Here is a 26,964-nt window from a genome sequence, read left to right as displayed (position 1 = left end):
GCGACTGAAAGACGCACCCGGCGAGAAAGAATAGCTAGCCGCCAAGACATTTCGACTTGACGGCGATAAGGAGGCCTAGGCCAGCACCTCAAACAGATGAGCCTTGAGGCGGGCAAAGTCTGCGGGCAATTCGGCAGATAGAATCGGCTTATCCTGCACAGCTTGCAGCTCGGGCGGCAGCTCAAGCTGGATATTGAGTGCCTCTTCCACCACCTCTTTAAACTTGGCAGGATGCGCCGTACCGAGGAATATCCCCTGCTCATCGGCCGACATGGTTAACGACAGTGCCTTAGCTGCGATGGCCGCATGGGGCTCAGACAAGTAACCGCCGCGATAGAGCTCAGCCAAAGCCTCCACCGTATCTTGCTCCGAGAGGCCGACACCCACCAACTCGCTCAGCGGCCAGCTCATCACCTCCATGATGGTCTCAACCCTAGGCCAGTTGCTCGGTTCGGCCACATCCATGGCATTGGAGAGGGTCGCGACGGTCGCCTTGGGCGACCACTGCCCATCGGCCAGATAGCGGGGCACGGTATCATTACTGTTGGTTGCCGCCACGAAACGCTTCACTGGCAGCCCCATCGCCTTGGCAAACAATCCCGCCGTCAGGTTGCCGAAGTTACCGCTGGGCACGGCAATCACAGGATCGCCTTGATTAGCTCGCTTAAACTGGGCCACCGCCTCGAAGTAGTAACAGATCTGCGCAAGTAAACGGCTGATGTTGATAGAGTTCGCCGAGTTAAGGTGCAGACCGTCACGCACGTCGCTGTCTTCGAAGGCGGCCTTGACCATCTCCTGACAGGCATCGAAATCGCTCTCCACCGACACCGTATGTATATTGTCACCCAGGGTAGTAAACATCTTCTCCTGTAGCAGGCTGATCTTGCCCTTAGGATAGAGCACCACCACCTGTACCTTATCCAGCCCATAGAAGGCATCGGCGACCGCTGCGCCGGTATCCCCCGAGGTAGCGGTCAATATGGTCAACTTGTCTTCCTGTGCCAGGCTATTGAGGCACTGCGCCATGAAGCGTGCGCCAAAGTCTTTAAAGGCCAGGGTTGGACCGTGGAACAGCTCGAGGCAATAGCGCTTGTCATCGGCCTTGCTCAGCGGCAGCTCAAAATTAAAGGCGCGCTCAACCAGGCTATCCACCAGCTCCTGGCCAAGCTCATCGGCCAACCAGGCGCCCAATATCGCCTTTGAGCGCTCGACGAAGTCCATCGCCAGCAGCGCATCCACATCGTCCAGCCTTGGGATAGTGACAGGGAAAAACAGGCCGCGATCCCGCCCTAGGCCCAATTTAACCGCCTGAGTGAAACTAACCTTCTGTGAGGGGTGTTTTAAGTTATAGAGTTCCATCTTACATCCGCCTATTAATCTAAAAGTGGTGCATCTACACGGCGCGTGCCGAGCATATCAATTTGACATATATGGGAAAAACCAGCGCCAGAGGTGACATAATTCGCATCTAACCAGGCCTTGGCCTGCTTTGCCATCTCCAGGTTATCGGTCACGGTAAACAGTGTCGGGCCGCTCCCTGAGATCCCCGTGGTGGCCATGCCGAGTTCGGCCAAGGCGGCGCGCGCCTGCTCATAACCGGGAATTTCTGCGGCGCGATAAGGTTCCGCCAGCACATCCTTTAACACCTCTATGGCGAGCTTGGCATCTTGGCGATAACTGGCATGCACGAAAGCACTCAGATAACGACCGAAATCTATGGTTACTGACTTATCGTATTGCGCTGGCAGCAAGGCACGCATCTTGGCCGTTGAAAGGGAGATGCCAGGATAAGCCACCACCCAATACCAGTCTTTAAAGACGGGCAGGTCCTGACACACGGCGCTCGGGGTATCCAGCATCAGCTGCATGCCACCTAGATAACAGGGCGCAACATTGTCATAGTGCACAGAGCCGCTGATTTTGCCTTCAAATTCACCCATCAACCTCAGCAGCGCATCGCTGTCATAGGGCCTGTCGAAATGCTCGTTCAGGGCATAAAGCGCGGCAACGACCGAGCTGGCACTGGAGCCAAGTCCGCTCCCTACCGGCAGGTTCTTCTCCAGTGTCATGGCAACGCCAGCCTCGCTACCGAGCTGCTCTAGGAAGAAGTGGGCGCACTGGTAGACGATATTCTCCTCGCAGGCGGCAGGCAACTTGTCGGCCCAGTGACCGGCCAATTTAAGCGAAACGCCATGCGGCGCCGGCGCTACGGACACGCGATCCCCCAGCAGGCTGCCATCAACCGGCGCCAAGGCGGCGCCCAGCAGATCGAATCCCACGCCGACATTGCCCATGGAGGCTGGCGCGTAAACCGTTAAACTCATACGCCCATCTCCCGTGTCCAGTTAAGGGTTCTCAGCAAGTCGGCAAACACACCGGCCGCCGTCACCTCGGTACCCGCGCCGTAGCCGCGAAGCACGAAGGGGATCGGCTGATAATAGCGGCTGTAGAAGGCCAGCGCATTCTCGCCGCCCTTGACGCTGTAGAGGGGATCCTTGGCATCTACCTCGGCGATTTTCACCCGGCAGCCCTGCTCGTCGATCTGTCCCACATAACGCAGCACCTTACCCTCGGCCTTGGCGCTATTTACCCTTTGGGCGAGTTCGCTGTCGAGTGAAGTCAGATTCGCCATAAAGGTCTCGACATCGCCAGAGGCGTCGAAATGACTCGGCAGTACAGATTCAACCTGAATGTCACTCAGCTCTATCTGCATACCCACCTCGCGGGCAAGGATAAGCACCTTCCTAGCCACGTCCATACCGCTGAGATCGTCTCTTGGGTCGGGCTCGGTAAAGCATTTCTCCCGCGCGATACGCGTCGCCTCCGACAGGCTCATCCCCTCATCCAGCATGCCGAAGATATAGGAGAGTGAACCCGAGAGTATGCCGTTGAATTTCTGCAGCTTATCGCCAGCGAACAACAGTTTCTTCAGGTTATCGATAACCGGCAGGCCCGCGCCAACAGTGGTCTCATAGAGAAACTGACGACGCTGATGCAGCGCAGTCTGCCTCAGGGCACGGTAATAGTCATAATCACGAGTGTTGGCCTTCTTGTTAGGGGTTACTACATGCAGACCGGCGTTCATTACCGCGACATATTGATCGGATACGGCTTCGTTTGAGGTACAGTCCACCAGCACAGGGTTGAGTAGCTGCTGATCTTTGGCCCAGGCAAGCATCTTCTCCAGATCGCAAGCCTGCTGGCTGTCGGCAAGCAGTCCCTGCCAATGATTGAGATCTATCCCCTTGGCATCGAGCAACATCTGGCGGGAGTTCGCCACGCCGCACACGCGCACAGTGATATGCTGAGCCTTTAACATCTCCGTCTGTTGCTTGATCTGTTCGAGCAAACCGGCGCCCACATTGCCACAGCCCACCAGGAAGACATCCAGATAGTGCTGCACATCGAAGAAGCTCTGATGACAGGCGGCGATGGCATGCTTGGTCTTACGCAGCTCAATAACCGCCGAGATGGAGCGCTCGGAGGAGCCCTGGGCGATAGCCACTATGTTGACGTTGGCCTGGGCCAAGGCCTGGAAGAACTTACCGGCAACCCCCTTATGGGTGCGCATACCGTCACCTATCAGGGATACGATGGCCAGGTTGTGGCGCATGCTAATCTGCTCGAGGATCTCGCTCTTAAGCTCAAGCTCAAACTCCAGCTCCAGCGCCAGGCGCACCCGCTCGGCATCGGCGGTGGCTACACAGAAGCTGATGCTGTACTCGGACGAGCTTTGCGTAATGAGAGAGACTGACACCCCGGAGCGGGAGATGGCCCCCAGAGTCCGGCTCGCCATGCCTACCATGCCCTTCATGCCGGGCCCGGCGATGTCGAACATGGTCTGCTCGTCGAGATTAGAGATAGCCTTGACGTTCAGGCCCGTCTCGTCCGCCTGATTAGATACCAAGGTACCTGGAGCCTGTGGGTTGAAGCTGTTACGTATATAGCAAGGGATGTGATACTGAGCGATAGGCGCAATCGTCTTAGGGTGTAGTACCTTGGCGCCGAAATAGGACAGCTCCATCGCCTCCTGGTAACTGAGCTGAGTCAGCAGCTTGGCATCGGCGACGACACGCGGGTCGGTATTATAGACGCCATCCACATCTGTCCAGATCTCGCAGCAGCTGGCATCGATACAGGCAGACAGCACCGCCGCCGAATAGTCCGAGCCGTTGCGGCCAAGGGTCACCACTCGGCCATCCTTGTCTCCGGCGGTAAAGCCTGGCATCACCCACACCTGATGGGCATCGAGAGAAAGCTCGGCAAAACGCTGTTTGCTCACGGCGATATCAACAACCGATTCCAGCGCCGGTCCATGGGCCACAAACAGCTGTTGTGGTACAAGCTGGTTGGCCGAGACGCCGGCGGCCAACATCAACTGCTCCATCAGCGCCGCAGAGAGTCGCTCGCCACCGACCACTATCTCGGCGCGAACAAAGTCGGGGCACTCACCCAATAAGACCACGCCTTGCAGCTTGTCTTGCCAGTGCTTGAGCTGCGCGGCCAGGACACCTTCGAGGCCTGCTGATTGCTCGCTCCCCAAGACCTCGCTGGCGGCCTTTGCATAGAGGGTCTTAAAGACCTCATGTACCTGACTCAAGACGGGAGAGAAATCATCCCCGGCGACAGCGAGATCCACCATCTCCAACAAGCCGTTTGTCACGGTTGCCGGCGCGCTTAACACCACTGCTGTCGGCTGTTCCTCGGCCGATGCCAAGACGATCTGCGCCGCACTATTAAACCTCTGCCAGTTGGCCAGCGAGGTACCACCGAACTTCATTACCTTCATCTTCTCTCCTTAGTACCGCGCCCCAGAAACAAAAAACCCGCTCCTTGATGGGGAGCGGGCTTAGTCATTTCAAATCATTTCTTTCGAGTATGCTTAGCCGGCCCCCACGCTGGTAATCGTGGTGGTTGTAATAATGGTGGTTACTACGAGGTTAAGGCTAAACATTTAAATTCTATTCTGTCGTATCAAAACATAATCACTGAATGTCTCTACAGAATTGCCTTTTTTGCCCCAAGGTGTCAACCCCCAAAATAAAACTTTATAAAAATACACTTTCAGCATCTTCGACGCTGCAAACGCTAAAATGAAATAACAAGGCGTAGATTTAAGTGAATAAAGGGAATGATAGGCTAAATATCCCATCTGTATCCCGCCCATCAAAATTATTAAATAAACACTTAATAAACATCGCCATATACTTAAATGATGAACTTTCACAAGGTATAAGACCAGGCTTTACCAGTGCTAACAAGCAGACAGGGAAAAGAGACCAGAAATCGACGATTAACATGCAAATTAAGACCCCAACAACACAAAATATCTTTCCAGAAATAGTGAATAAACAATCAAAGAGAAACAATTCCCCTTACCTGACCTCTCACTGTACCTGGCCTGATGAAAAAAAATTTACCCATTTTCCCTCAAGAAGCTGCGCTAGGTCATCGCCAAGGCCAACAAAGCGAGCTAAAATGCCGCCACATTCTGAATTGGAGGCGATATGATAATCACCCAACACAAAGCTGTTAGCATCCATTACCGCTTAACTAACCAGCAAGGCGAGTTGATCGAGAGTTCATTTGAAGGTGAGCCAATGCTATACCTTCATGGTGCAGAAAACATGATCCCAGGCCTTGAGCAGGCACTCGAAGGCAAAAGTGTTGGCGACAAGCTTGAAGTTACCGTAGAAGCCGAGCAGGCTTACGGTCCTTACCACGATGGTTTACGTCAAGATGTCCCATTAGCAGCCTTCGGCGATATCGAAGATATCGTACCTGGCATGCGTTTCATCGCCGAAACAGAGATGGGCCAGCGTCCGGTACAAGTGACCGAAGTGAAAGACGATGTCGTCGTGGTTGACGGTAACCACCCACTAGCGGGTCAGACCCTTAACTTCACCGTCGAAGTGATTTCGGTTCGTGATGCCAGCGCCGAAGAGATCGCCCATGGTCATATCCATGCGGCTGGCGGCTGTGGCAGCCACGAGCATAGCCATGAAGGTGGTTGCTGTGGTGGCGAAGGTCATGAGCATCAAGGCGGATGCTGTAGCGAAAATCCTGAGAAGCCAGCAAAAGAAGGTTGTGACGGCAACGGCGGTTGCGGCTGCCAGCACTAAGCTAAAGCAGCTCAACCTAAAGCCTTAATTTGACGCTTAGGCGTCAATCTCAGGTAGGATTCTGAATCGAGTCGGCCACCTTTTACTAGGTGATGCCGACTTTTTTATTTTATGCTCAAGACAACCTTAGCTAGCTGCGTACAATACCAATCACAGTAAGTATTTGCTCAGAAATAGCGCAGGAAAAACGCTTGAGAACAAAGCAGGATTTTTAGATAAGTAGTTATTCTACAATTAAAAATACTAATACAGTTATCGAGCGTTTTAACAAGCTAGCATGATCAATTATTTATTACGATTGGTATAAACGATAAGGATATCGAAATGGTTGCTCAGCCCATCTATGAAAAACTGCCTGCCATCTACCTGCTCATCGCGGCAACGACCATACTGATAAGTCCGACGCCCCTTCCAGTGCTCTTAGGCGTGATTATCTTCCTGCTCGGCGCGCGTATCTTCAACATGCGCTCACAGAATCGACGCAGCGATAAACCGAGTCGTCGTAAGCAAGGCATCTGGCCTGATGCGCTCTACGACCTGCTTCCCTATGCCTATCTATTGGGCGCCCTGTTTGTCTTTCGCCACAGCGACTCCAGCTATCTTTCGTTTGCAGGCACCGGGCTAGTCTGTTTCGCGCTGTTTCGTCTGGCCCAGCGCCGCAGCTATCGTAAGCACCAGCTACCGCAGCCAATACGGGTGATCTAACTAGAGAATGAGCGCCTTGATACGCTCGCGCTGAGCCGTGGGCATATGCTTGAGGTAGTTGGAACAACGTGTGATGGTGGCAATACTGATCTCGAATTCGGCGGCGATCTGTCGCTGACTCATCTCTCCCAAGAGCAGGGCTTGAAACACCTTCAGCCGCCCGGCGATGGCGCTACGCTCCTCCTCGGTGAGCAGTAAATCGAACAGATCCATCAAGGCATCGGTGTCTTGATGATTGACCACTTTTTCCAAAACCAGATCCCAGTTTGCGCGCATTTTAGCTCCTAAGCTGTCATAGCCTACCAGTACATCGAAGTGTACCAAGAAATCTGCCGCGCTGGCTATCGAACCAGTAGATGCGATAAGTCAGGCGTTTAAGAGTTAGACACATTCGGCAACATTTTGGCCGTCGTTTTAAAGAAAAATCTATAGTATCTGATAGTTAATTACGATTAGAATGTTTGCGTTAGATCACATAAATCCACAAAGTAGTGAGAATGATTGCCATGAAAAAACAGTTTAAATTAAGCCTGCTCGCCCTAGCCGGCAGTGCCTTACTGGCCACAGCGGTACAAGCCAATAACTTCAAAGAGTCAGACGATGCCATTCATTATCGTCAATCTGCTTTTGGCCTGATCGCTCACAACTTTGGCGACATGGGCGCCATGCTTAAGGGCAAGAAGCCATTCGACGCCGAAGTCTTTGCCATGCGCGCGCAAAACGTTGCCGCACTGAGCAAGCTGCCAGCAGAAGGTTTCGTTGCCGGTTCTGACAAGGGCGACACAGGCGCACTGGCGAAGATCTGGAGCGACAAAGCCGATTTCGACGCTAAGATGAGCACTTTCCAAGACAACGCCGCCAAACTTGCCGTTGCCGCGCAATCAGACGATAAAAATGCGATTAAGCAAGCCTTCATGAATACAGGTAAAAGCTGTAAAGGCTGTCACGACGTCTACAAGAAAGACTAATAACAAGACGTATATTGACGACCAATATCGAAAGCCAATAAAAAAGGGGAGCCAATTAAGCTCCCCTTTTCTTATCCTGTTTCTCTAGCCTAACCTTTACCGTTAGCCATCGCCCTACAGCATGGCCGCAATGGGCCAAATCAGATAGTTCACTACTAGGCCTGCTAGCACGCCCACCAGTGTCAGGGCCATTAAGCCCGAGCGAAACTTAAACTCGGTAACGCTCTCGCTGCTGACGTTCTTATAGCCGGTTATCATGGCTCCAACCAGTTTATCGCCTTTAATGCCGTGCCAGATCACTGCAAGAATATGCAAAACCGCCAGTAGAAGGAGTAAATTGAAATTTTGCTTATGCAGCCAGGTCAAGGTTCCGGCCGTGTCACTGCTTACATAAGCGTATAGCGGCCCTTCGGTAAAGACCTCATCTGTGGCAAATAGTCCTGTGGTGAGCTGCGCCACCAATACCAAGATCATCGCCACCACCATATAGCCCCCCAGAGGATTATGGCCAATGCTGCGGCGCTGGGGCTGCCTTACATAGGCAAGTACCTGAGTCGGCGATTTCACAAAATGGCTAAAGCGCGACGTCTCACTGCCAACGATTCCCCAAAGAATTCGAAAACCGATCAAGATCATTAGCCCGTAGGCAAACACCTGATGCCATTGCATCTCCCCCACCTCGGCGCTCCACCACAAACCGCCGAGCAGCGCTATCATGGTCCAATGAAACAGGCGCGTAGGCAGATCCCATACCTTAATTTTTACCTGGGCAGACTGAGGGTTTTCTACTGAGGACATCTTATAACTCATCACTTTAGAAAATAATGAAATTGATGATATTTGAAGCGATGGGGAGAGGCAAATAGATTTATGTAAGCAGTGTTATCCAGTCAAATATGCAGCCTAAATTTGATAAAAACAAGCCATTCCTAATGTTTATTTTACAATTTTGTCTAAGGGCTCAAATAACCAACGAACGGAAAATAATGGCAGCAAAAAGTTGATCTGGATCACGTTTTCTGGGGGCTGAATTGGTAATCTGAAGTCAAGGAAACAACGAAAGGTTCGACATATGATAAAGATTACAAGTAAAGATTTCGAAGTCACCACTCCTATCCGTGAACGTATCGAGAGCCGTTTAGAAAAACTAAGTAGACACGATGTACAGCTCATTAATCCACATGTAATCATAGGTCAAGAGAAGCAAGGATTTAAGATAGAAGCTTCAGTCGGTATACCAAGCAACACCTTATTTGCTCAGGCGAAAGACAAAGATCTCTATGCAGCAATCAATGCAATGGGTCAAAAATTGGAGAAACAGCTCAATCGCCTCAGCCACAAACCGGAAGGAGCTCGCTACACGGCTCCAGCGATGAGCCCAACGCCAGAAAGCGCCGATATCGACGACGAGTATGACGAAACATTAGATGAGGAATACGCGGCGTAACAGATTAACGGTAAGTGGCGAATCATCGCCTCAGGCATAGGCCGAGGAACGAACGCTAACGAACAGGCACAAAAGCCACTTACCCAAACTTGGTGGAAAGTTAAACCGCCACCTAAATCGAGGTACAGCGACAGGCAAGAGACGAGGACGGACAGCCACATCAGCCACAGGCATTCAATGAGAAGCCGTGGAGCTCAGCTAACGAACTAGCTATGTTGTCCGCCCTTGTTATACTTACTATTAAGCGCCGTCTCTGATGTCGAAAGCAAGCCAACGAAGGAGTAAGAGGTAACATTCACCAGACGCAAGACGTTAACTTTCACGTTTGATTTATTGAAGGCGACTCACACAACCTCAGGCTTAAGATTAGCCCAAATAGGAAACAGGCATAGCGCCAAACAAGTCGTCCCCAGCAGGCCATAGGGTTGCCGCTAAGATAATCTCGAAGCCTAGCACCCTAACGAGTGAGAAAGGAGCGCAGTCCCATTTTAATATTGAGTGCTTTTTCCATAACTGAGGCAGCCAGATAGCCAATTAAGGCAAACCAACGTAATAGACGTTAACAGGCCATTGGATCACCGCTAGTCGATTAGCCCGCTGCCTCTCCCTTATCACCTGCTGCAGTCTTTTCATCTGCAGGCGACAAGCAAAGGAGGATGCCCCATCTTAAATTCTGATCTTTTACTCTCCCGGCGCACCCAAAGAGGTGCGCTTTCTATTTATGGCAAGTCAATTCGCTGACGCGGGGCTCTTATTTACCACAGAGATAAATTCTCACTTTATCCCTTTTTTGATTGACAGGGTTTAGAGCAAGGCTTAATTTGAAGGCTATGAAAACCAACACCAACACCAACGCTTTTTTTACTTTCTTTTTTATTCCACCCTTCTAGGGAGGCGGAATTTCAGTGTAAAAACGAAAGTAAGAATTCCAGAGCCTCCCATTTATGGGGGGCTTTTTTATTTGCATGATTAATCGAGAAGCGTTCAACGACAGAGGACAGCATGACCAAACCACATCCCCTTAACCATACCCGGGAACAGATCACCGCGCTCGACAATGAACTGCTGGCACTGCTGGCCAAACGACGGTCACTGAGCTTAGATGTCGCCCGCAGCAAAGAGGTCGATATTCGCCCAATTCGCGATACCCAGAGAGAGAAAGAACTGCTGGCCAGACTGGTTAAGCAGGGACGCGAGCAGGGACTCGACGCTCACTATGTCCTCTCCCTCTATCAAAGCATCATCGAAGACTCGGTATTAAACCAACAAGCCTACCTTCAGGGCCGCGCCAACCCTGACCTGCAGAAACAGCAATACAACATCGCGTACTTAGGCGCGCGTGGCTCCTACTCTTATCTCGCTGCCACTCGCTACTGCGAGCGCCGTCAGGTTGGCATGCAGGATCTGGGTTGTAAGAGTTTCGATGAGATAGTACAGGCGGTGGAGTCGGGTCACGCCGACTACGGCTTCCTGCCGATCGAAAACACCTCCTCAGGCTCGATCAACGAGGTCTATGATGTGCTGCAACACACCAGCCTGGCTATCGTTGGTGAAACCACCATAGAGGTGGGCCATTGCCTGCTCGCCAAGCCTGGCACTCAGGTTAAGCAGATCAAAACCATCTACGCCCATCCTCAGCCTATCAGCCAGTGCAGTCGCTATCTGAGTCAACATGGCGAGTTCAAACTGGAATATTGCTCCAGCAGCGCCGAGGCCATGGAGCGTGTGCTTGAGGCCGATGATAACAGCGTCGCCGCTATCGGCAGCGTCGAAGGCGGTGCCCTGTACCAACTCGAGGCCATCGAGCGCGAACTGGCCAACCAGAAGATCAACCAGAGCCGTTTTATCGTCGTCGCCAGAAAGGCCATTGCGGTGCCCGAACAGCTGCCGGCCAAGACCACGCTTATCATGGCCACGGGGCAGAAACCCGGCGCCCTGGTAGAAGCCTTGCTGATCTTAAAGGCCCATGATCTCAACATGAGCAAGCTGGAATCCCGCCCTATCCCTGGTACTCCTTGGGAGGAGATGTTCTACCTGGACCTTGACGCCAACCTCGCCAGCGACCAGATGCAGCAGGCGTTAAAGGAGCTGGAACGTATTACCCGCTTCATCAAGGTACTTGGCTGTTACCCCTGCGAAACCGTCAACCCGACCCAGCTGAGCAACAGTCAGCTGATGATAGAGCCCACCACCAGCCGCGAAGCCGACCAACAGGCAAAAGAGAAACAGGACGCCAAACATCTGCGTCATAGCCTGGCCGAACATCCACAGATCACCAGCGTCGTCACAAGACAGCTACAGATAGGCGATGGTCAGTTTGGCGCCATGGCACAGCTGAGTCTGACTCAAGAGCCTGGCCACTACAGCCAGCTGGCCAAGCAGATAAAAGAGGCGGGTTTCCAGGCCGTGATCGTTAGTGAGTTAAATGCCAACCCCATGGCGAACCGCCAGCTGAGCGAGATGCGCAGAGCCCTGAGCCAGTTTGATCTGGCCTGTATCGTCGCCATCGAACATGAGAGCGAACTCCCGCTGGCCGTTGATCATGCCGACATGCTGCAGATCAGTGGCAAGCAGATGCACAATCGCGATCTGCTCGAACAGGTCGGTGCGCTGCACATGCCGGTTATCTTAGAGCGCAACACTATGGCCAGCCTAGATGAATGGCTGGGCGGTGCAGAGACCATATTGGCCGCAGGTAATCAGCAGGTGATCTTGAGTGAAGCCGGAATCAGAACCTTCAATGAGCAGCAGCGACCGACCTTAGATCTGTCCGGGCTCATCAGCCTGAAAGAGAAGAGCCACCTGCCGGTGATCATCAATACCCGCTATGCCTGTCAGCAAGATGAACTCGCTAGCCAGGCCAGTGCCGCAAGGGCCCTCAAGGCTGACGGCCTGGTGCTGGGCCTGAGCGATCCCCAGCAGCTTAATGCCCATAGCGACATCTTGGCTCGTCTCTACCGCGACTAGCAGCTGGCTTATTAACAGACACCAGAGCGCATCTATAAACAAAAAAGAGGACCATAGGTCCTCTTTTTATTTACCCATAGATTTAAATCGCCAGGCCATCGACCAGGTTCATCCAGCCTTTGATGGTTCGATGACAAAACCACAGCAGAGCCAGCAGTGACAGGCTGACGGCCAACCAGGCTTGAGGTATTAAGTAGGCCAGCAGCAGAAGCGAAAACAGCGAGATAATCGACCAACGCTGCCAACGAATATGGGAATAGAGCAGACTACTCATCTTGTCGCCCTTCTGCCCAAGGCTAATAAGCAAGGCAAACAGAGGCGGCAATAACAAAAGCGGAAAGGCCGACATCAGGGCATAAAGGAGATGGCCAAGGCTATGGTCGTCTATAACGACAGGCTGTGACGTAGTCGATACCATGAGGGCGCTCCACACAAAGGGTCTAAGAATTGGGCTAAGCCAGCGTGATGCCATTCGCCTAACCCTCACATTAACCATACTGTGTCATCGCCCATAGCGCAAATCTTACGACTGTATCCCCTTCTTAAAAAGCCCCCTTATCACTAAGCCAAACCTAACGCGCTTAGCCTTTCAACCTTAACCCAGGGCGAGCGTCACGTCGGATCTTATTCGCGTCGAGCAGGCGAGAATAAAGCCCTGCTCTACCTCGGCTGGCGTCAGTGTCATCTCGCTGCTGGACTCTGTCTCGCCGCTTAACACCTGGCACTTACAGGCGCCGCAGACGCCCGAGCGACAGGCGGCGATAATGGGCAGGCCTTTGGCCTCTATCCCTTCGAGTACCGTCTGTGCTTCGTTTAGCGGCGTGGATACATCGCCAATTTGCAGCATGAAGGCGGCGTCATCCCCTAGCCCTTCGACTTGCGATGCAGGCGATGAAGTGGGCGCGCCGAAGCTCTCCTGATGATAACGACTCATGTCGAAACCTGCGTCCTGCAGCATAGTCTTAGCCGCCTGCATATAAGGCTCCGGGCCACAGACGAACACGGTTCGCTCGAGAAAATCAGGCACTGCCTCGGCGAGCATGACTAAGCTTAGCCTTCCTGCGAAGCTTGAGCAGGCCTCGAGCGCCTCGCCCGATTCCAGACTATAGTGCAATGCCATATTTGGATGATGCTGCGCCATCTTAAGCAGGGCGTCGTGGAAGATCAGATCTTCCTTCGCCTTGGCACTGTGCACGAAGGCGATATCGCTGCCAACCTGGGTGTCGGTCAGCCAGCGCGACATGGAGTACATGGGCGTAATACCACTGCCGGCACTCAAGAAAAGATACTTATCGGCGGCAATATCGATCAGGTTAAAGGCACCAGCCGGGCCGCTCACATTGACACTATGCCCCGCCTGTAAGTTATCGACCAGATAGTTTGACACGCGACCGCCAGGAATACGCTTAATGGTCACCACCAAGGAGTAAGGACGGGAGGGCGACGAGGAGATGGTATAGCTGCGTGCAAGGCGCTCGCCAGCGATATCCAGCAGGAAGGTGATAAACTGCCCGGGCTTAAAATGAAATTTAACGGGCTGGGCGCCTTGAAAGCGAAAGCTGGTCACATCATGGGTTTCCTGCCAGCGCTCGACACAGACTAGCCTTATCTCGCCAGCCTGCCAGTTGGGTGATTGATAATCTTGTTGATTCATGGGCGACTCACCAAAAAATAAAAAACGCCCACGACACTGCCGTGGGCGTTGGGGACATTTTAAGCGACGTTTAAAATGGCATTCAGATCTTGCTCTACCGTGGTGGTATTACGCAGACCAAACTTATCTTCCAGCACCTTAAGCAGGTTTGGCGTTAAGAAGGCCGGCGCACTTGGGCCCGTACGTATATTCTTCACGCCCAGTGATAACAGGGTCAGCAAGATAACGATCGCCTTCTGTTCGAACCAGGAGAGCACCAGACTCAGCGGCAGCTCGTTGATCTCACACTCGAACACTTCTGACAGCGCGATGGCTAGCTGAATCGCCGAGTAGGCATCGTTACACTGACCAATATCCAGCAGGCGTGGAATACCATTGATATCACCGAAGCTGAGCTTGTTGAACTTATACTTACCACAACCTAAGGTCATGATAATGGAGTCCTTAGGTGCCGCCTTGGCGATATCGGTAAAGTAGCTACGCTCGGCCTTATCACCGTCACAACCACCCACCAGGAAGAAGTGCTTGATCGCACCATTCTTGACGTTCTCCACCACGGCAGGCGCGGCGGCCATTAACGCGTTGCGGGCAAAACCTATGGTGATGTGATGGGGGATCTCATCATAGGCAAAGCCCTCAAGCGCCAAGGCCTTATCGATCACCGCGGAGAAGTCATCCCCTACGATATGGGTCACGCCGGGCCAACCCACTATGCTGCGGGTAAAGATACGGTCGGCATAGTCGCCCACGTTAGGATCGATAATACAGTTAGAGGTCATCACCACCGCACCAGGGAAGTTAGCGAACTCTTTCTGCTGGTTTTGCCACGCACTGCCGTAGTTACCGACTAGGTGGGGATACTTCTTCAACTCGGGATAAGCCAGCGCCGGTAGCATCTCACCATGGGTAAAGACGTTGATGCCCTTACCTTGGGTCTGCTGCAGGATAAGCTCGAGATCTTTCATGTCGTGGCCCGACACCAGAATCGCCTTGCCCTTCACCGCAACCGTGTTGACCTGAGTCGGCTCAGGGTGACCGAAGGCCTCGGTTTCCCCTTTATCCAACATGGCCATCACGCTGTAGTTTAGCTGGCCAATCTCCATGGCGGTGGCAAACAACTTGTCGGCATCGACAGAGTCTGAGCCCAAGAATGCCATGATCTGATGAAACTTAGCTGCCACCTCAACGTCAGTCTGATCCAACACGCGCGCGTGCTCCATGTAAGCCGCCGCGCCCTTCAGGCCGTACAGACACAACAGACGCAGCCCCATGATGTCCTCATCGACCGCATCTTTTCCGCGATTCGGGATCGCCTGAGCGGCCTGGGCCAACATCTCTTCTTTCACGCTGGCCAGCACCAGGCTGGCGGCAGGGATCAGTGTCTCAACTGGTTGCCCCTGCTTCTTACATGCCGCCTCGTAGGCCGCCTGTAGCTGAGTACGGTAGGCGTAGGCCTGCTTGGTATATTCTATGATGCGCTCATCGTCGAAGTTCACATTGGTCAGGGTGGCGAAGAACGCCTTAGGCACGAAGGTGTCGATGGCCGGGTCTATGATACCAAACGCGCGCGCCTTCTCGGCGTAGGCCGACACGCCTTGTAAGATGTAGATCAATAGATCTTGTAGATCTGAGGTCGCAGCTAACTTGCCGCACATACCTTGAGAATAGCTACAGCCGTTACCGGCCGGGGTACGAATGGTTTGCTCACACTGAATACAAAACACAACACTGCTCCTTTATTTAATCATGCTTTTTCTTTGCATGTTTTGACGCAGTCTACTGTGCTAATGACACTCACAGAAGATAAAATTGACAGTAATGTGAGAAATTATGAAGCGGATCAAATTAGCAATTGCGAAACTAACTTGTTAAAAATTATGGTAAAGATATTTTAAAACAAGCTATTAGCCGGTTTGGGCTGCCAAATAAAAAGCGGCGCCCTGAGTGTCAGACACTCGGGCGCCGCCAGGGAGCTTTAATCAGTAATATCGATTAGCTGGTCTTCATATCATTGACCGATTGCAACATGGCGCGGCTCTCACGCTGGAACTGAGGCGCGAAATCTCCAAACCAGGCCGCCACGGCCTCGAACTCACGAATGAAGCCTTGCCTATCGCCGCGTTTAAGCAATTCGAGAGCCTGGGCATAGTTATCCAGATAATCCCCTATTGCCGTCAGGCTCTCCTGCTGGGCGAAGATGATGTCAGCATAGAGCTCAGGACTCTGGGCAAACAGACGCCCGACCATGGCCAGCTCGAGACGGTAGATGGGCGAGCTGAACTGCAGTAGATTGTCGATATCGGCAGCCTCGCGATAGAGATTCAGGCCATAGACGAACGATGAGAAGTGGCGCATCGCCTGCACCAGCTGCATCGCCTTGTCGTGTTGCTGAGCATCGGCCTCGACGAGGCGCGCGCCCCATATGCCAATCTGCTCGAGCAGCCATTCATATTGCTCGCGACCTCGACCATGACACACCACCACCACCTGCTTAGCCAGGCTGCCGACATCCGGGCCGAACATGGGGTGCAGCCCCACCACTGGGCCTTGATGACTGCTTAACATAGCATCGAGTGGCTTCTCCTTAATAGAGGTGAGATCCGCCAGAATGCAATTTGCTGGCAGGCTGGTAAGCTTGTCGCGAATAAGCTCACAGGTAATGCTAATAGGTACAGTGACGATCACCAGCCCTGCCCCATCGAATATCGCCTCGGCTTGCTGCCAGTCATCTTTATCCAGAGACTTCACCTGATAGCCGGACAGACTCAGCATCTGGGCAAACAGGCCGCCCAACTTGCCCTGACCACCGACGATCACCACATGGCCCAGATCTGTCTTCACCTGCTTGAAACCAACATCCTTCTCGTTGAGATAAGACTCGCGCATCAGGCGACGCAGAATATCTTCGATCAGCTGAGGCGAGACATTCATCTTAGCCGCCTCCTCCCGGCGCTTAGCCAGCATGGAGGCCTCACGCTGAGGCGCATAGATGGGCACCCCGGCCGCATGCTTGACGCCACCCACCTGGGCCACCAGATCCAGGCGCTTACGCAGCAGATGCAACAGCTGTTGATCGACGCTGTCGATATGTTCTCTTAATTTTTCAAGCTCTTTGGTGGTTTTCTCACTCATTTGCGCACTTTCCATCAAGCATTAACCGCCTTGAGCATAGCAAATCTGCTGGGTAAAACCGATGCCAATTGTGCGGCCCCCTGACGCAGGAGTTCCTCTGTGGTCTGCCAGTCGATGCAGGCATCGGTAACCGACACCCCGTAGGCCAGCTCACTCATCGGCTTATCGCTGCTCTGGTTGCCCTCATTGAGGTGGCTCTCCAGCATGACACCTATGATCGACTTGTTGCCGTTAGCGATCTGCTCGAATACATCCTGGCAGACACTCGGCTGCCGAGTATGATCTTTACTCGAGTTACCATGACTGCAATCCACTATCAGTCTGGCGTTGAGCTTGGCCGCATGCAGCTGCTGCTCACACTCGGCTACGCTCGCCGCATCATAGTTAGGCGTCTTACCGCCACGCAGGATCACATGACCATCCGGGTTACCCGCGGTTTGCAGCAAGGCGACCTGCCCCGCCTGGTTGATCCCCATGAATCTGTGGCTACTGGCCGCCGACTGCAACGCGTTGATCGCCACCCCTAGCTTGCCGTCTGTGCCGTTCTTGAAGCCAACCGGCATAGAGAGCCCCGAGGCCATCTCCCTGTGGGTCTGAGACTCTGTGGTGCGCGCGCCGATGGCCGACCAGGTGACCAACTCAGAAATATATTGCGGACTGATGGGATCCAGCGCCTCGGTGGCCACCGGCAAACCCAGTTCCGCCAACCAGATCATCAATTCTCTCGCCTGGCGTAAGCCTTTCTCGACATCGAAGGACTCATCCATGTCGGGATCGTTAATCATTCCCTTCCAGCCCACCGTGGTACGAGGCTTCTCGAAGTAGACGCGCATCAGGATGAAGAACTCGTCTTTGAGCTCATCGTGCAGCGTCTTGAGGCGCAGCGCATACTCCTTGGCCGAGGCGATATCGTGGATAGAGCAAGGCCCGCTGACCACGAGTACGCGATTATCACGCTTGTGTACTATATCCGCCACAGTGCGGCGTGCATTGAGTACGTAGTGATAGGCGGCAGTCGACAGGGGCAGTTGTTGTTTTAACTCTTCCGGGGTCACCAGCACCTTCTCCGAGCTGATGTGAACGTTATTAATCGTATCTTGCTGCATACCTGTCACCAACCTAGTGTGTCTTCTCTAAACCGCAATATCGTAATAGTACACCATTACACCTGTGAGCTAACTATGCCTGCTGCATAAATTTAGATCAAGTAGAAATTTACTTTTCAAACAGAATTCACGATGAAAGCCGAAAACGTGAAGAGAAGAGAGCTTTAATAGCAGCTAAAGAGAGAGGATTGATCGCTACGAGGGTGAAAGGATGACGCAATTAAAAGGGACAAGGCGAGAGGAATGATACCAATCACGGTAAACATGTGATCAGAAATAGCACAGGAAAAACGCTTGAGAACAAAGCAGGATTTTTAGATAAGTAGTTATTCTACAATTAAAAATACTAATACAGTTATCGAGCATTTTAACAAGCTAGAATGATCAATTGTTTATTACGATTGGTATTACTGTGCCGCTAAAAACAAAAACCCGCCATAAGGCGGGTCATTGTGCGAACACTGCATCTTGTTTTACGTTTTAGCGATAGCTTACTTAGCAAGCTTCTCGCGGATACGTGCAGACTTACCTGAACGCTCACGTAGGTAGTAAAGCTTAGCACGACGAACACGGCCGCGACGCTTAACTTCGATGCTAGAGATGAGCGGGCTGTGAGTTTGGAACGCACGCTCAACACCTTCACCATTAGAGATCTTACGAACTGTGAATGCAGAGTGTAAACCACGGTTACGCTTAGCGATAACAACGCCTTCAAACGCCTGTAGACGCTCTTTACCGCCTTCTACAACACGTACTTTAACAACTACTGTGTCACCTGCACCAAATTCTGGTACGTCTTGCTTCATTTGCTCATCGTTGAGCATTTTAATGATGTTATTCATGAATAAACTCCATACTAGTAATAACTGACCACTTTTACTCGCCAGCTTGGGCGGCATTAACAAACTCGGCTAATAGCTTGGTTTGTTCGTCAGTCAGAGCTAGATTTTCAAATAATTCTGGTCGCCGCAGTAAAGTTCTTCCGAGACTCTGCTGCAATCGCCAGCGTCTAATATTTTCGTGGTTGCCACTAAGCAATACCGCCGGTACATCGATACCATCTAGGCTTTCTGGGCGAGTATAGTGGGGACAATCCAGTAATCCGTCAGAGAAGGAATCCTGCTCTGCCGACGCCTGCTTTCCAAGAACACCTGGAACCAAACGTGAAACCGAATCGATCAGCGTCATCGCTGGGAGTTCACCGCCCGAGAGCACGTAATCTCCAATCGACCACTCTTCATCCACTTCCGTCTGAATAATGCGCTCATCGATACCTTCGTAGCGACCACACACTAAAATCAAACGCTCCGATTTAGCTAACTCTTCGACGCCCTGCTGAGTCAGCTTGCGTCCCTGAGGAGAAAGATAAATCACCTTAGCCTCATCACCCGCAGCGGCTTTCGCTGCATGGATGGCATCACGTAGAGGCTGCACCATCATCAACATGCCAGGTCCGCCGCCATAAGGCCTGTCGTCCACTGTTCTATGTCTATCATGGGTGAAATCGCGAGGATTCCACGTTTGCAACTCTAACAAACCGTTACTTACGGCCCGACCCGTTACACCAAAGTCTGTTACGGCACGAAACATCTCTGGAAACAGGGTGACTACCCCTAACCACATCTGTTGCCCCTCGACTTAGAAGTCCGGATCCCAATCCACTAAAATTTGTTTTTCCGCCAGATTCACCTCGAGGATGAACTGCTCGGTAACAAAAGGAATCATACGTTCCGTTTTGCCAAAGCCATCTTTCGCGTTGGCCTTCACAAGTAGCACGTCGTTCGATCCTGTTTCCACGATCTGGTCGACCTTGCCCATGTTATAGCCTTTAGTATTCACCACCTCACAGCCGATAAGATCACGCCAGTAGAATTCATCTTCCGGCAGCTCCTTCATCGCCTCGGCGGGAATGGCAATCTCACAGTTAGTGAGCATTTGCGCTTGGTCTCGAGTGGTTACGCCTTCCAGGGCGGCGATAATCGCCTTACCTTGGTAACGCCACTGTGCAACCTTGACTTCGCGCCATTCGCCTTGCTCTTTAATCAACCAAGGTGAATAGTCAAAAATATCTTCGACAGAATCGGTATAGCTAGTGATCTTCAACCAACCTTTAATGCCGTGACTAGCGCCTAATTTGCCCAGTACGACAGGTTCTTGGTGACTACTCATCAATCTATACCTAAACGCTATTAAGCAGCAGCTTTACGAGCGTCTTTGATCAGTTTCGCTACGCGATCTGTAGTAGCTGCACCGTTAGCAACCCAGTGATCTACACGATCAAGATCTAAGCGAAGAGCTTCTTCTTGACCACGAGCAACAGGGTTGAAGAAGCCAACACGTTCGATGAAACGACCGTCACGAGCGTTACGGCTGTCAGCAACAACGATGTTATAAAATGGACGCTTTTTTGCGCCGCCTCGAGCTAAACGAATGGTAACCATGCGTCTTTTATCCTCTAATGATTTGCTTCGTTCTGAAGCAAAAATAAAAACTGGAACCCCGTGTTCGCGAAGAGTCCCAGATAGAAAGCCGCACGATTCTACCTGAACCGGCGACAAATGCAACGTTTTTCACGCAAAAATAGCAAGCCCACCAAGGGTCGAAAACCCTTAATGGACTTAGCTAAATCTATACAAAGTCAGACGATTAACGTCCGGGCATTTTCATCCCGGGAGGCAGCATACCACTCATGCCGCGCATCATCTTCTTCATGCCACCTTTACCCGACATCTTCTTCATCATCTTCTGCATCTGAGTAAACTGCTTTAGCAGACGATTGACGTCCTGGATCTGGGTGCCTGAACCCATGGCGATACGACGCTTACGAGATCCCTTGATGATCTCTGGACGCTTACGCTCGCCTGGCGTCATGGAGTTAATAATAGCCTCCATTTGTCCGGTTAGCTTGCCGTCCTGCACCTGAGCCAGGGCCTCTGGAGGGAGTTGACCTACACCGGGCAGCTTCTCGAGCATGTTCATCATGCCGCCCATGTTCTTCATCTGTTGCAGCTGCTCACGGAAGTCTTCCAAATCGAAGCTGCCGCCTTGCTTGACCTTAGAGGCCAGCTTCATCGCCTTCTCTTTGTCGACGCCGCGCTCGACTTCTTCGATCAAGGAGAGCACGTCTCCCATGCCCAGAATACGCGAGGCGACGCGATCGGGATGGAAAGGCTCGAGCGCATCTGTCTTCTCGCCCACACCGAGGAACTTAATCGGCTTACCTGTGATGTGACGAATCGACAGCGCCGCACCACCGCGGGCATCACCGTCGACCTTGGTCAGTACCACACCGGTTAGCGGCAGGGCTTCGTTAAAGGCCTTGGCGGTATTGGCCGCATCCTGACCCGTCATGGCATCGACCACAAACAGGGTTTCTACGGGATTGACCGCCGCATGCAGCGCCTTGATCTCCTCCATCATGCTCTCATCGACATGCAGGCGACCCGCGGTATCGACGATCACCACGTCGATAAATTTGAGCTTGGCGTGAGCCATGGCCGCATCGACGATATCGATAGGCTTTTGTGATACATCCGATGGGAAGAACTCGACCTCGACCTCATTGGCCAAGGTTTCCAGCTGCTTGATCGCCGCCGGACGATAGACGTCGGCACTGACCACCAGCACAGATTTTTTCTGTCTCTCGCGCAGGAACTTAGACAGCTTGGCGACACTGGTCGTCTTACCCGCACCTTGCAGGCCGGCCATCATGATCACCGCAGGTGGCTGCGCCGAGAGGTTCAACGCCTCGTTGGCTTCGCCCATGGCGCTTTCGAGCTCACTCTGGACGATCTTGATGAAGGCCTGGCCTGGACTCAGGCTCTTGGTGACCTCTTGGCCTACGGCACGCTCTTTAACGCTGTTAACGAAGGCGCGTACAACGGGCAAGGCGACGTCGGCTTCCAGCAGCGCCATGCGCACTTCGCGTAACGTTTCTTTAATATTGTCTTCTGTTAAGCGACCACGACCGCTAATATTTTTCAGGGTGCGTGATAATCTGTCGGTGAGGTTCTCAAACATTATCGCGTTCTTTACCGTTTAGAATTTACATGATTGGGCCAGTATTATAGCGATGCACAGATATTATGCTACCGCACAGCGTAAGTTATGGCTTTGGCAAGTTAACTGCCATAGGATAAAAATGTCAAAACTTAGGAGTAACGCTCAGAAAGTGCTAATTTTTGTGTGTAAAGCCTCTGCCCAAAATAGCATCCATCGTGTTATTCTAACGATCAACTAAGGATAAAAACTCGACCGCCTCACGCGCGTCGATAACCACAAGAAAGCTCACATAACGATAGGTTAATTTTCGATGGTGATTTTTTCGGCTTCAGCCATTTTTTTCTACAGTATCGCGCTCGTCTTGGTCATCAGTCGACTGTTTCATGCCGATGGCCCTAACCGTAAAGCCGTTGCCGCCTTCGCCGCCGTGGCCGTGATGCTCCATGCCGCCGCCCTGTCTCAGGCCATCTTCACCGGCGACGGTCAAAACTTTAGCCTGACCAATGTGATCTCTATGGTGAACTGGATCATCGCCTTCACCTTTACCATCTTGATGTTCCGCCTCAAGGTGATAGTGGTTGTGCCTGTGGTCTACGCCTGCTCGGTCATCTCGGTGGCTCTGCTGTGGCTATTACCACCTAAATATATCATCCACTTCGAGCTCTACCCCGAGGTGTTGGCGCACGTGGTACTGTCGCTAATGGCCTACAGCGCCCTGATGATAGCGGCCCTCTATGCCATCCAACTGGCCATGATTCAGAATAAGCTGAAGAAGAAGCAGCTGATGCTGAGTCCGGCGATTCCACCGCTGATGACGGTAGAGAAGCAGCTCTATCATCTGGTGATCATCGGCGTGGTGCTCTTGAGCCTTTCGCTGGCAACCGGCTTCATCTTCCTCGACGATATGTTTGCCGACGGCCAGGGCCACAAGGCGATACTCTCTATCATGGCCTGGTTTACCTATATTGCCATGCTGGCACAGCAGTACTGGGTGGGTTGTAAGATCCGCACCGCCGTGGCCTATACCCTGACAGGCGCCACCCTGCTATCGCTAGCCTACTTCGGCGCCCGCATCGTCAAAGAGTTGATCCTGCAATAGGCCAAACACGCTAATCACAGCTTGCTTCACCTAGGTCAAGATGGACTAAAGTGCGACCTAGGTGAACTTGACTCACAGCCCAAATCGCTGTATTTACTAAATCTTAACGCTTTTCTTACTCATCAACGCCAAAGTGGGGCCACTGATTGGAAGCTATATCCACCAGCGTACTTGTCATCATCCTGTTCGTACTCATTGTCATCTCCGCCTATTTCTCCGGCTCTGAAACCGCCATGATGTCGCTCAACCGCTATCGCTTGCGTCATCTTGCCAACAATGGCCACAAGGGCGCCAAACGTGCCATCAGATTGCTAGAGCGCCCGGACAGGCTGATCGGCTTGATCCTGATCGGCAACAACCTGGTAAACATCCTCGCCTCGGCGATTGCTACCATACTGGGGATTCGCCTATTTGGTGACGTGGGGGTTGCCATCGCCACGGGTGTGCTCACCCTGGTGGTACTAGTGTTTGCCGAGGTGACACCCAAAACCGTGGCCGCCCTACATCCTGAACGTATCGCCTTCCCCTCGAGCATATTACTCAAGGCCTTATTGGTGGTACTTTCTCCCCTGGTGAAGATAGTTAACTTTATCACCTCCACCTTCCTGCGACTGCTGGGGATCCGCTCAGTGAAGGCCGATGATGCCCTGAGTCAGGAAGAGCTGCGCACCGTGGTACATGAGGCAGGCGCCCTGATCCCTCAGCGCCACCAAGAGATGCTGCTCTCTATCATGGATCTTGAAAAGGTCACTGTGGAGGACATCATGATCCCCCGCTCGGACCTCTATGCCATCAACGTCAACGATGACTTTAGCCGCATCAACAAGCAGGTGATTCAGAGCCCACACACTAGGGTGCTGCTCTACCGCGACAATATCGACGATGCCGTCGGCTTCGTTCACCTAAGAGACGCCCTGCGCCTGCAATCCAAGCAGCAGTTTAGTAAGTCATCGCTGCTACGCGCGGTCAAGGAGATCTACTTCATCCCTGAGGGCACGCCCCTTAACGTGCAGCTGGCCAACTTCCAGCAGAATAAGGAGCGCATCGGCCTGGTGGTGGACGAGTATGGGGATATTCAGGGACTGGTGACCCTCGAAGATATTCTCGAGGAGATCGTCGGCGACTTTACCACCTCAATGATCACCACGCCCAGCGAGGATATCAACAAGCAGCAAGATGGCAGTTTCCTCATCGACGCCACCATCAACATCCGCGATCTCAACAAGGAGATGGACTGGCACTTCCCTATCGACGGCCCCAAGACACTCAACGGCCTGATATTGGAATATCTCGAGGAGATCCCCGAGCCTAACACCTCAATGCGCCTGTGTGGCTATCCGCTCGAGGTGGTCGAGGTGGCCGACAACATGGTGAAAACGGTGCGGGTGATGCCCCAGCACTACAAGGCGCCCAAGGGCAGTCGAAGCTGATCATCATTTCACAAGAAAGGCGCCCTGAGGCGCCTTTTTAATTAGCCGAAACGATTATTGCCCGCTCTTCTGCGCCTGAGTCAACGCCCGGCGTTTGTCTCTTGCCAGAGGTGTTATCGCCTCATCCAAGTCCCGCTCCAGCCCCAGCATGAAGTAGAGCTCTGCCATCAGGAAGAAAGGGCCAATCAGTAGCTGGTTAAGATCATCGATAAAGGCCGGCTTCGCCTTCTCATACTTGTGGCCGATCAGCTGAAAAACCCAGCCAATGACGAAGACGCTGATGGCGATAGGCCAGGCCTGCTCCATTCGTGATACAAACGAAGAGGTGTAGAGCACGGGCAGGATAAATAGCACCAGTCCCAGTGCCAGCTTGGCATGCAGGGCAAAATAATAGAGTAATACGCCGCAGGCAAACAGCACAGCCACGTTCAGCTCAAGCCCTGTGGAGTCGAAACTGTATAGGCTGAAGGGGATGGTATTTAACATCACAAAGGCCGCCCAGATGATCAGCGGTATGCCGACAAAGTGCGTCTTTATGTTGGTGGGGTTGAGGTGAACACTCTTATAGGTGGATAGCTGCTCGATCGCAGATTTCATGACTCGGCTCCATCGTCTTTTCATATTGCGAGACGAAAGCCTGCCCGATTGCGCTAGCCGCTATGATTGGCCGACAGGCTAAATGTGACGTTCGTCTCAGTTAGCCTAACCTAAAACATTTTATTAACACTTGCCAGCGCAAAACCGGAGAGAAATCGACGGCAACGACACTCGCCTGGAACCTTAAAACGGCAGGCTCCGGCGAGACTCAATCACAATGGGAAACACAGACGGGGAGTTAAACGGCGATGCGCGCAACATCAATTAGACAGTTTCTATAATAACCGTGGCCGTCGCGTAGTGCTTCTCGTCGGCAATAGAGATGTGGGCGCGGCTTGCCCCGAGCAGGGCTAATCGCTCGGCCGCACCATCGCGAAAGCTGATAAGCGGCGCACCATTGGCATCGTTGCTTACCTCGATATGCTGAAAGGAGACGCCGCGGCCAATTCCCGTGCCCAGCGCCTTAGCGGCCGCCTCTTTGGCGGCAAACCGCTTTGCCAAATAGCGACCGGGCTGAGAGGAAGCGAGAAATATCGCCATCTCAACCTGGGTCAGCACACGCTTAGCCAGCGGACACTTAGCCAATGCCGCCTCATCACCGGCCTCAGGCACCTTGTTGGCGATACGCGCTATCTCGACAATGTCCGTACCTAGGCCGACTAACATAAGTGCTCCCTCTTCATCTGCCCAACCAATTGCTCGTCTTACAGACCCTTAGCTTACTGACCGCTACGGCCTTCGATCATCAGCTGCTTCATGTCGCGCACCGCCTTATCCAGACCGTCGATAGCGGCGCGGGCGATGATGGCATGGCCGATATTAAGCTCATATAGTTCGGGAATCGCCGCTATGGGCTTAACATTGTGATAGTGAAGACCATGACCCGCGTTAACCACCAGTCCCTTACCGTGTGCGTAGCTAGCCATCTCTGTGATGCGCGCCAGCTCCTTGGCCTGCTCGGCATCTGTCTCGGCGTCGGCATAACAGCCTGTGTGCAGTTCGATGACGGGGGCGCCCACGGCGACGGTTGCATCGATCTGCGTCTGATCGGCATCGATAAACAGCGACACCTTGATACCTAGCGCAGTTAAACGCTCGACCGCGGCGCGGATCTTCTCCTGCTGCCCCGCCACATCCAGGCCACCTTCCGTGGTCAGCTCTTCGCGCTTCTCCGGTACCAGGCAGACATAGGCAGGCTTCACCTCGCAGGCAATATCCAGCATCTCATCTGTCACCGCCATCTCGAAGTTCATGCGCGTCTTGATGGTCTTGGCCAACAGATAGATGTCTCTGTCGCAGATGTGACGTCTATCTTCACGCAGGTGCACGGTAATGCCTTCGGCGCCGGCATGCTCGGCGACCGCCGCGGCGTGCACAGGATCCGGGTAGCTGGTCCCACGGGCCTGACGTAAGGTGGCAATGTGATCGATATTAACGCCTAGATGAATACGGCTCATGGAAAGTCCTTAAGTGTAGAGTGTCGCGATTGGAGTTTTCGCCTATTTTACTCAAGGTTAAGGGAAGGCCACAAGGAAAACACCAGATGAAATTGCTAAAGTGTCAGCCCTAGGGCCTGTTTATCTTTCGCGTTCATTTTTGCAGCATTCTGTATCGATTTTATACAAGGCAGAGCGATTGCAATGTGGTGTGCTACATCAATGAGCGATAACGCAGTAGAAAAATGATACAGACGCTGCCCACAGGGTTCGTCTTGAGCACGTTCAACGCTTTGTTT

General features: G+C 52.7%; 26 protein-coding genes and 1 other annotated feature. Of the genes, 7 read left to right on the top strand and 19 right to left on the bottom strand.

Annotated features, from left to right (window positions below):
- Nucleotides 1–75 precede the first annotated feature (75 nt).
- From thrC to thrA, 3 genes are read right to left on the bottom strand one after another with little or no spacing between them, the layout of a single operon-like run.
- Entirely contained in the window at nt 76–1,359 is a 1,284-nt protein-coding gene (gene thrC, locus DB48_RS11265; RefSeq protein WP_041510387.1) for a threonine synthase, read from the bottom strand.
- Nucleotides 1,360–1,373: 14 nt separating this feature from the next.
- Nucleotides 1,374–2,324, bottom strand: a complete 951-nt coding sequence (gene thrB, locus DB48_RS11260; RefSeq protein ID WP_041510386.1) for a homoserine kinase — start codon at nt 2,322–2,324, stop codon at nt 1,374–1,376.
- Nucleotides 2,321–4,789, bottom strand: a complete 2,469-nt coding sequence (thrA, locus tag DB48_RS11255) for a bifunctional aspartate kinase/homoserine dehydrogenase I (RefSeq protein WP_041510385.1) — start codon at nt 4,787–4,789, stop codon at nt 2,321–2,323. The genes thrB and thrA overlap by 4 nt, the downstream gene beginning before the upstream one ends.
- 718 nt (nt 4,790–5,507) lie before the next feature.
- On the opposite strand from thrA, the gene slyD reads away from it, so the two are divergent.
- Nucleotides 5,508–6,122 (top strand): peptidylprolyl isomerase, encoded by a 615-nt coding sequence (gene slyD / locus DB48_RS11250; RefSeq protein WP_041510384.1) that lies wholly within the window; start codon nt 5,508–5,510, stop codon nt 6,120–6,122.
- Nucleotides 6,123–6,446: 324 nt separating this feature from the next.
- Nucleotides 6,447–6,827 carry a hypothetical protein gene (locus DB48_RS11245; protein ID WP_041510383.1) on the top strand — a complete coding sequence of 127 codons (381 nt, stop codon included), beginning with the start codon at nt 6,447–6,449 and terminating at the stop codon, nt 6,825–6,827.
- Here DB48_RS11245 and trpR read toward each other — a convergent pair whose 3' ends face one another.
- Complete coding sequence (gene trpR, locus DB48_RS11240; protein WP_041510382.1) at nt 6,828–7,103, bottom strand: trp operon repressor; 276 nt, start codon at nt 7,101–7,103, stop codon at nt 6,828–6,830. It abuts the gene before it with no gap.
- 230 nt (nt 7,104–7,333) lie between these two features.
- Here trpR and DB48_RS11235 point away from each other — a divergent pair, with 230 nt between their 5' ends.
- A complete protein-coding gene (locus tag DB48_RS11235; protein ID WP_041510549.1) occupies nt 7,334–7,795 on the top strand; it encodes a c-type cytochrome in 462 nt (153 codons plus the stop codon).
- Between the two features lie 114 nt (nt 7,796–7,909).
- On the opposite strand, the gene DB48_RS11230 is transcribed toward DB48_RS11235, so the two are convergent.
- Complete coding sequence (locus DB48_RS11230) at nt 7,910–8,593, bottom strand: cytochrome b/b6 domain-containing protein (RefSeq protein ID WP_041510381.1); 684 nt, start codon at nt 8,591–8,593, stop codon at nt 7,910–7,912.
- A 274-nt stretch (nt 8,594–8,867) separates the two neighbouring features.
- On the opposite strand from DB48_RS11230, the gene hpf reads away from it, so the two are divergent.
- Nucleotides 8,868–9,242, top strand: a complete 375-nt coding sequence (gene hpf, locus DB48_RS11225) for a ribosome hibernation-promoting factor, HPF/YfiA family (RefSeq protein ID WP_041510380.1) — start codon at nt 8,868–8,870, stop codon at nt 9,240–9,242.
- Between the two features lie 841 nt (nt 9,243–10,083).
- Nucleotides 10,084–10,204: a sequence feature (Phe leader region), on the top strand.
- Nucleotides 10,205–10,244: 40 nt separating this feature from the next.
- Nucleotides 10,245–12,209, top strand: a complete 1,965-nt coding sequence (locus DB48_RS11220; protein ID WP_041510379.1) for a chorismate mutase — start codon at nt 10,245–10,247, stop codon at nt 12,207–12,209.
- An 82-nt stretch (nt 12,210–12,291) separates the two neighbouring features.
- Here DB48_RS11220 and DB48_RS11215 read toward each other — a convergent pair whose 3' ends face one another.
- From DB48_RS11215 to ffh, 10 genes are all read right to left on the bottom strand, one after another.
- Complete coding sequence (locus tag DB48_RS11215) at nt 12,292–12,627, bottom strand: hypothetical protein (RefSeq protein ID WP_041510378.1); 336 nt, start codon at nt 12,625–12,627, stop codon at nt 12,292–12,294.
- A gap of 177 nt (nt 12,628–12,804) precedes the next feature.
- Nucleotides 12,805–13,863 carry a hybrid-cluster NAD(P)-dependent oxidoreductase gene (locus DB48_RS11210; protein ID WP_041510377.1) on the bottom strand — a complete coding sequence of 353 codons (1,059 nt, stop codon included), beginning with the start codon at nt 13,861–13,863 and terminating at the stop codon, nt 12,805–12,807.
- A 59-nt stretch (nt 13,864–13,922) separates the two neighbouring features.
- Nucleotides 13,923–15,587 carry a hydroxylamine reductase gene (hcp, locus tag DB48_RS11205; protein WP_041510376.1) on the bottom strand — a complete coding sequence of 555 codons (1,665 nt, stop codon included), beginning with the start codon at nt 15,585–15,587 and terminating at the stop codon, nt 13,923–13,925.
- Between the two features lie 268 nt (nt 15,588–15,855).
- A complete protein-coding gene (gene tyrA / locus DB48_RS11200) occupies nt 15,856–16,995 on the bottom strand; it encodes a bifunctional chorismate mutase/prephenate dehydrogenase (RefSeq protein WP_041510548.1) in 1,140 nt (379 codons plus the stop codon).
- A gap of 14 nt (nt 16,996–17,009) precedes the next feature.
- Nucleotides 17,010–18,101 (bottom strand): 3-deoxy-7-phosphoheptulonate synthase, encoded by a 1,092-nt coding sequence (locus tag DB48_RS11195; protein ID WP_041510375.1) that lies wholly within the window; start codon nt 18,099–18,101, stop codon nt 17,010–17,012.
- 491 nt (nt 18,102–18,592) lie between these two features.
- Nucleotides 18,593–18,943, bottom strand: a complete 351-nt coding sequence (rplS, locus tag DB48_RS11190) for a 50S ribosomal protein L19 (RefSeq protein WP_011864870.1) — start codon at nt 18,941–18,943, stop codon at nt 18,593–18,595.
- Between the two features lie 34 nt (nt 18,944–18,977).
- A complete protein-coding gene (trmD, locus tag DB48_RS11185; protein ID WP_041510374.1) occupies nt 18,978–19,724 on the bottom strand; it encodes a tRNA (guanosine(37)-N1)-methyltransferase TrmD in 747 nt (248 codons plus the stop codon).
- A 15-nt stretch (nt 19,725–19,739) separates the two neighbouring features.
- Nucleotides 19,740–20,270, bottom strand: coding sequence for a ribosome maturation factor RimM (gene rimM, locus DB48_RS11180; RefSeq protein WP_041510373.1), 531 nt, complete (start codon nt 20,268–20,270; stop codon nt 19,740–19,742).
- Nucleotides 20,271–20,290: 20 nt separating this feature from the next.
- Nucleotides 20,291–20,542 (bottom strand): 30S ribosomal protein S16, encoded by a 252-nt coding sequence (rpsP, locus tag DB48_RS11175; RefSeq protein WP_011864867.1) that lies wholly within the window; start codon nt 20,540–20,542, stop codon nt 20,291–20,293.
- Between the two features lie 205 nt (nt 20,543–20,747).
- Nucleotides 20,748–22,121 (bottom strand): signal recognition particle protein, encoded by a 1,374-nt coding sequence (gene ffh / locus DB48_RS11170; protein ID WP_041510372.1) that lies wholly within the window; start codon nt 22,119–22,121, stop codon nt 20,748–20,750.
- 292 nt (nt 22,122–22,413) lie between these two features.
- Here ffh and DB48_RS11165 point away from each other — a divergent pair, with 292 nt between their 5' ends.
- Nucleotides 22,414–23,202, top strand: coding sequence for a cytochrome C assembly family protein (locus tag DB48_RS11165; RefSeq protein ID WP_041510371.1), 789 nt, complete (start codon nt 22,414–22,416; stop codon nt 23,200–23,202).
- Nucleotides 23,203–23,348: 146 nt separating this feature from the next.
- On the top strand, nt 23,349–24,632 hold the full coding sequence (locus DB48_RS11160; RefSeq protein ID WP_041510370.1) for an HlyC/CorC family transporter: 1,284 nt from the start codon (nt 23,349–23,351) through the stop codon (nt 24,630–24,632).
- 54 nt (nt 24,633–24,686) lie between these two features.
- Here the strand turns inward: DB48_RS11160 and DB48_RS11155 are convergent, their stop codons facing one another.
- The 4 genes from DB48_RS11155 to DB48_RS20465 all read right to left on the bottom strand — a co-directional run.
- Nucleotides 24,687–25,229: an Mpo1 family 2-hydroxy fatty acid dioxygenase gene (locus DB48_RS11155; protein WP_041510369.1), complete on the bottom strand. Its 543-nt coding sequence runs from the start codon at nt 25,227–25,229 to the stop codon at nt 24,687–24,689.
- A 264-nt stretch (nt 25,230–25,493) separates the two neighbouring features.
- Entirely contained in the window at nt 25,494–25,895 is a 402-nt protein-coding gene (gene acpS / locus DB48_RS11150; protein ID WP_041510368.1) for a holo-ACP synthase, read from the bottom strand.
- Nucleotides 25,896–25,948: 53 nt separating this feature from the next.
- Complete coding sequence (pdxJ, locus tag DB48_RS11145) at nt 25,949–26,686, bottom strand: pyridoxine 5'-phosphate synthase (RefSeq protein WP_041510367.1); 738 nt, start codon at nt 26,684–26,686, stop codon at nt 25,949–25,951.
- A gap of 95 nt (nt 26,687–26,781) precedes the next feature.
- The coding region (locus DB48_RS20465) for a hypothetical protein (RefSeq protein WP_041510366.1) at nt 26,782–26,964 on the bottom strand (183 nt) is incomplete at its 5' end.

It is taken from the genome of Shewanella sp. cp20, from assembly GCF_000832025.1.
Lineage (GTDB): Bacteria > Pseudomonadota > Gammaproteobacteria > Enterobacterales > Shewanellaceae > Shewanella.
The sequence above is the reverse complement of the archived record's forward strand: the minus strand, read 5'-3'. Positions and strand labels throughout refer to the sequence as shown.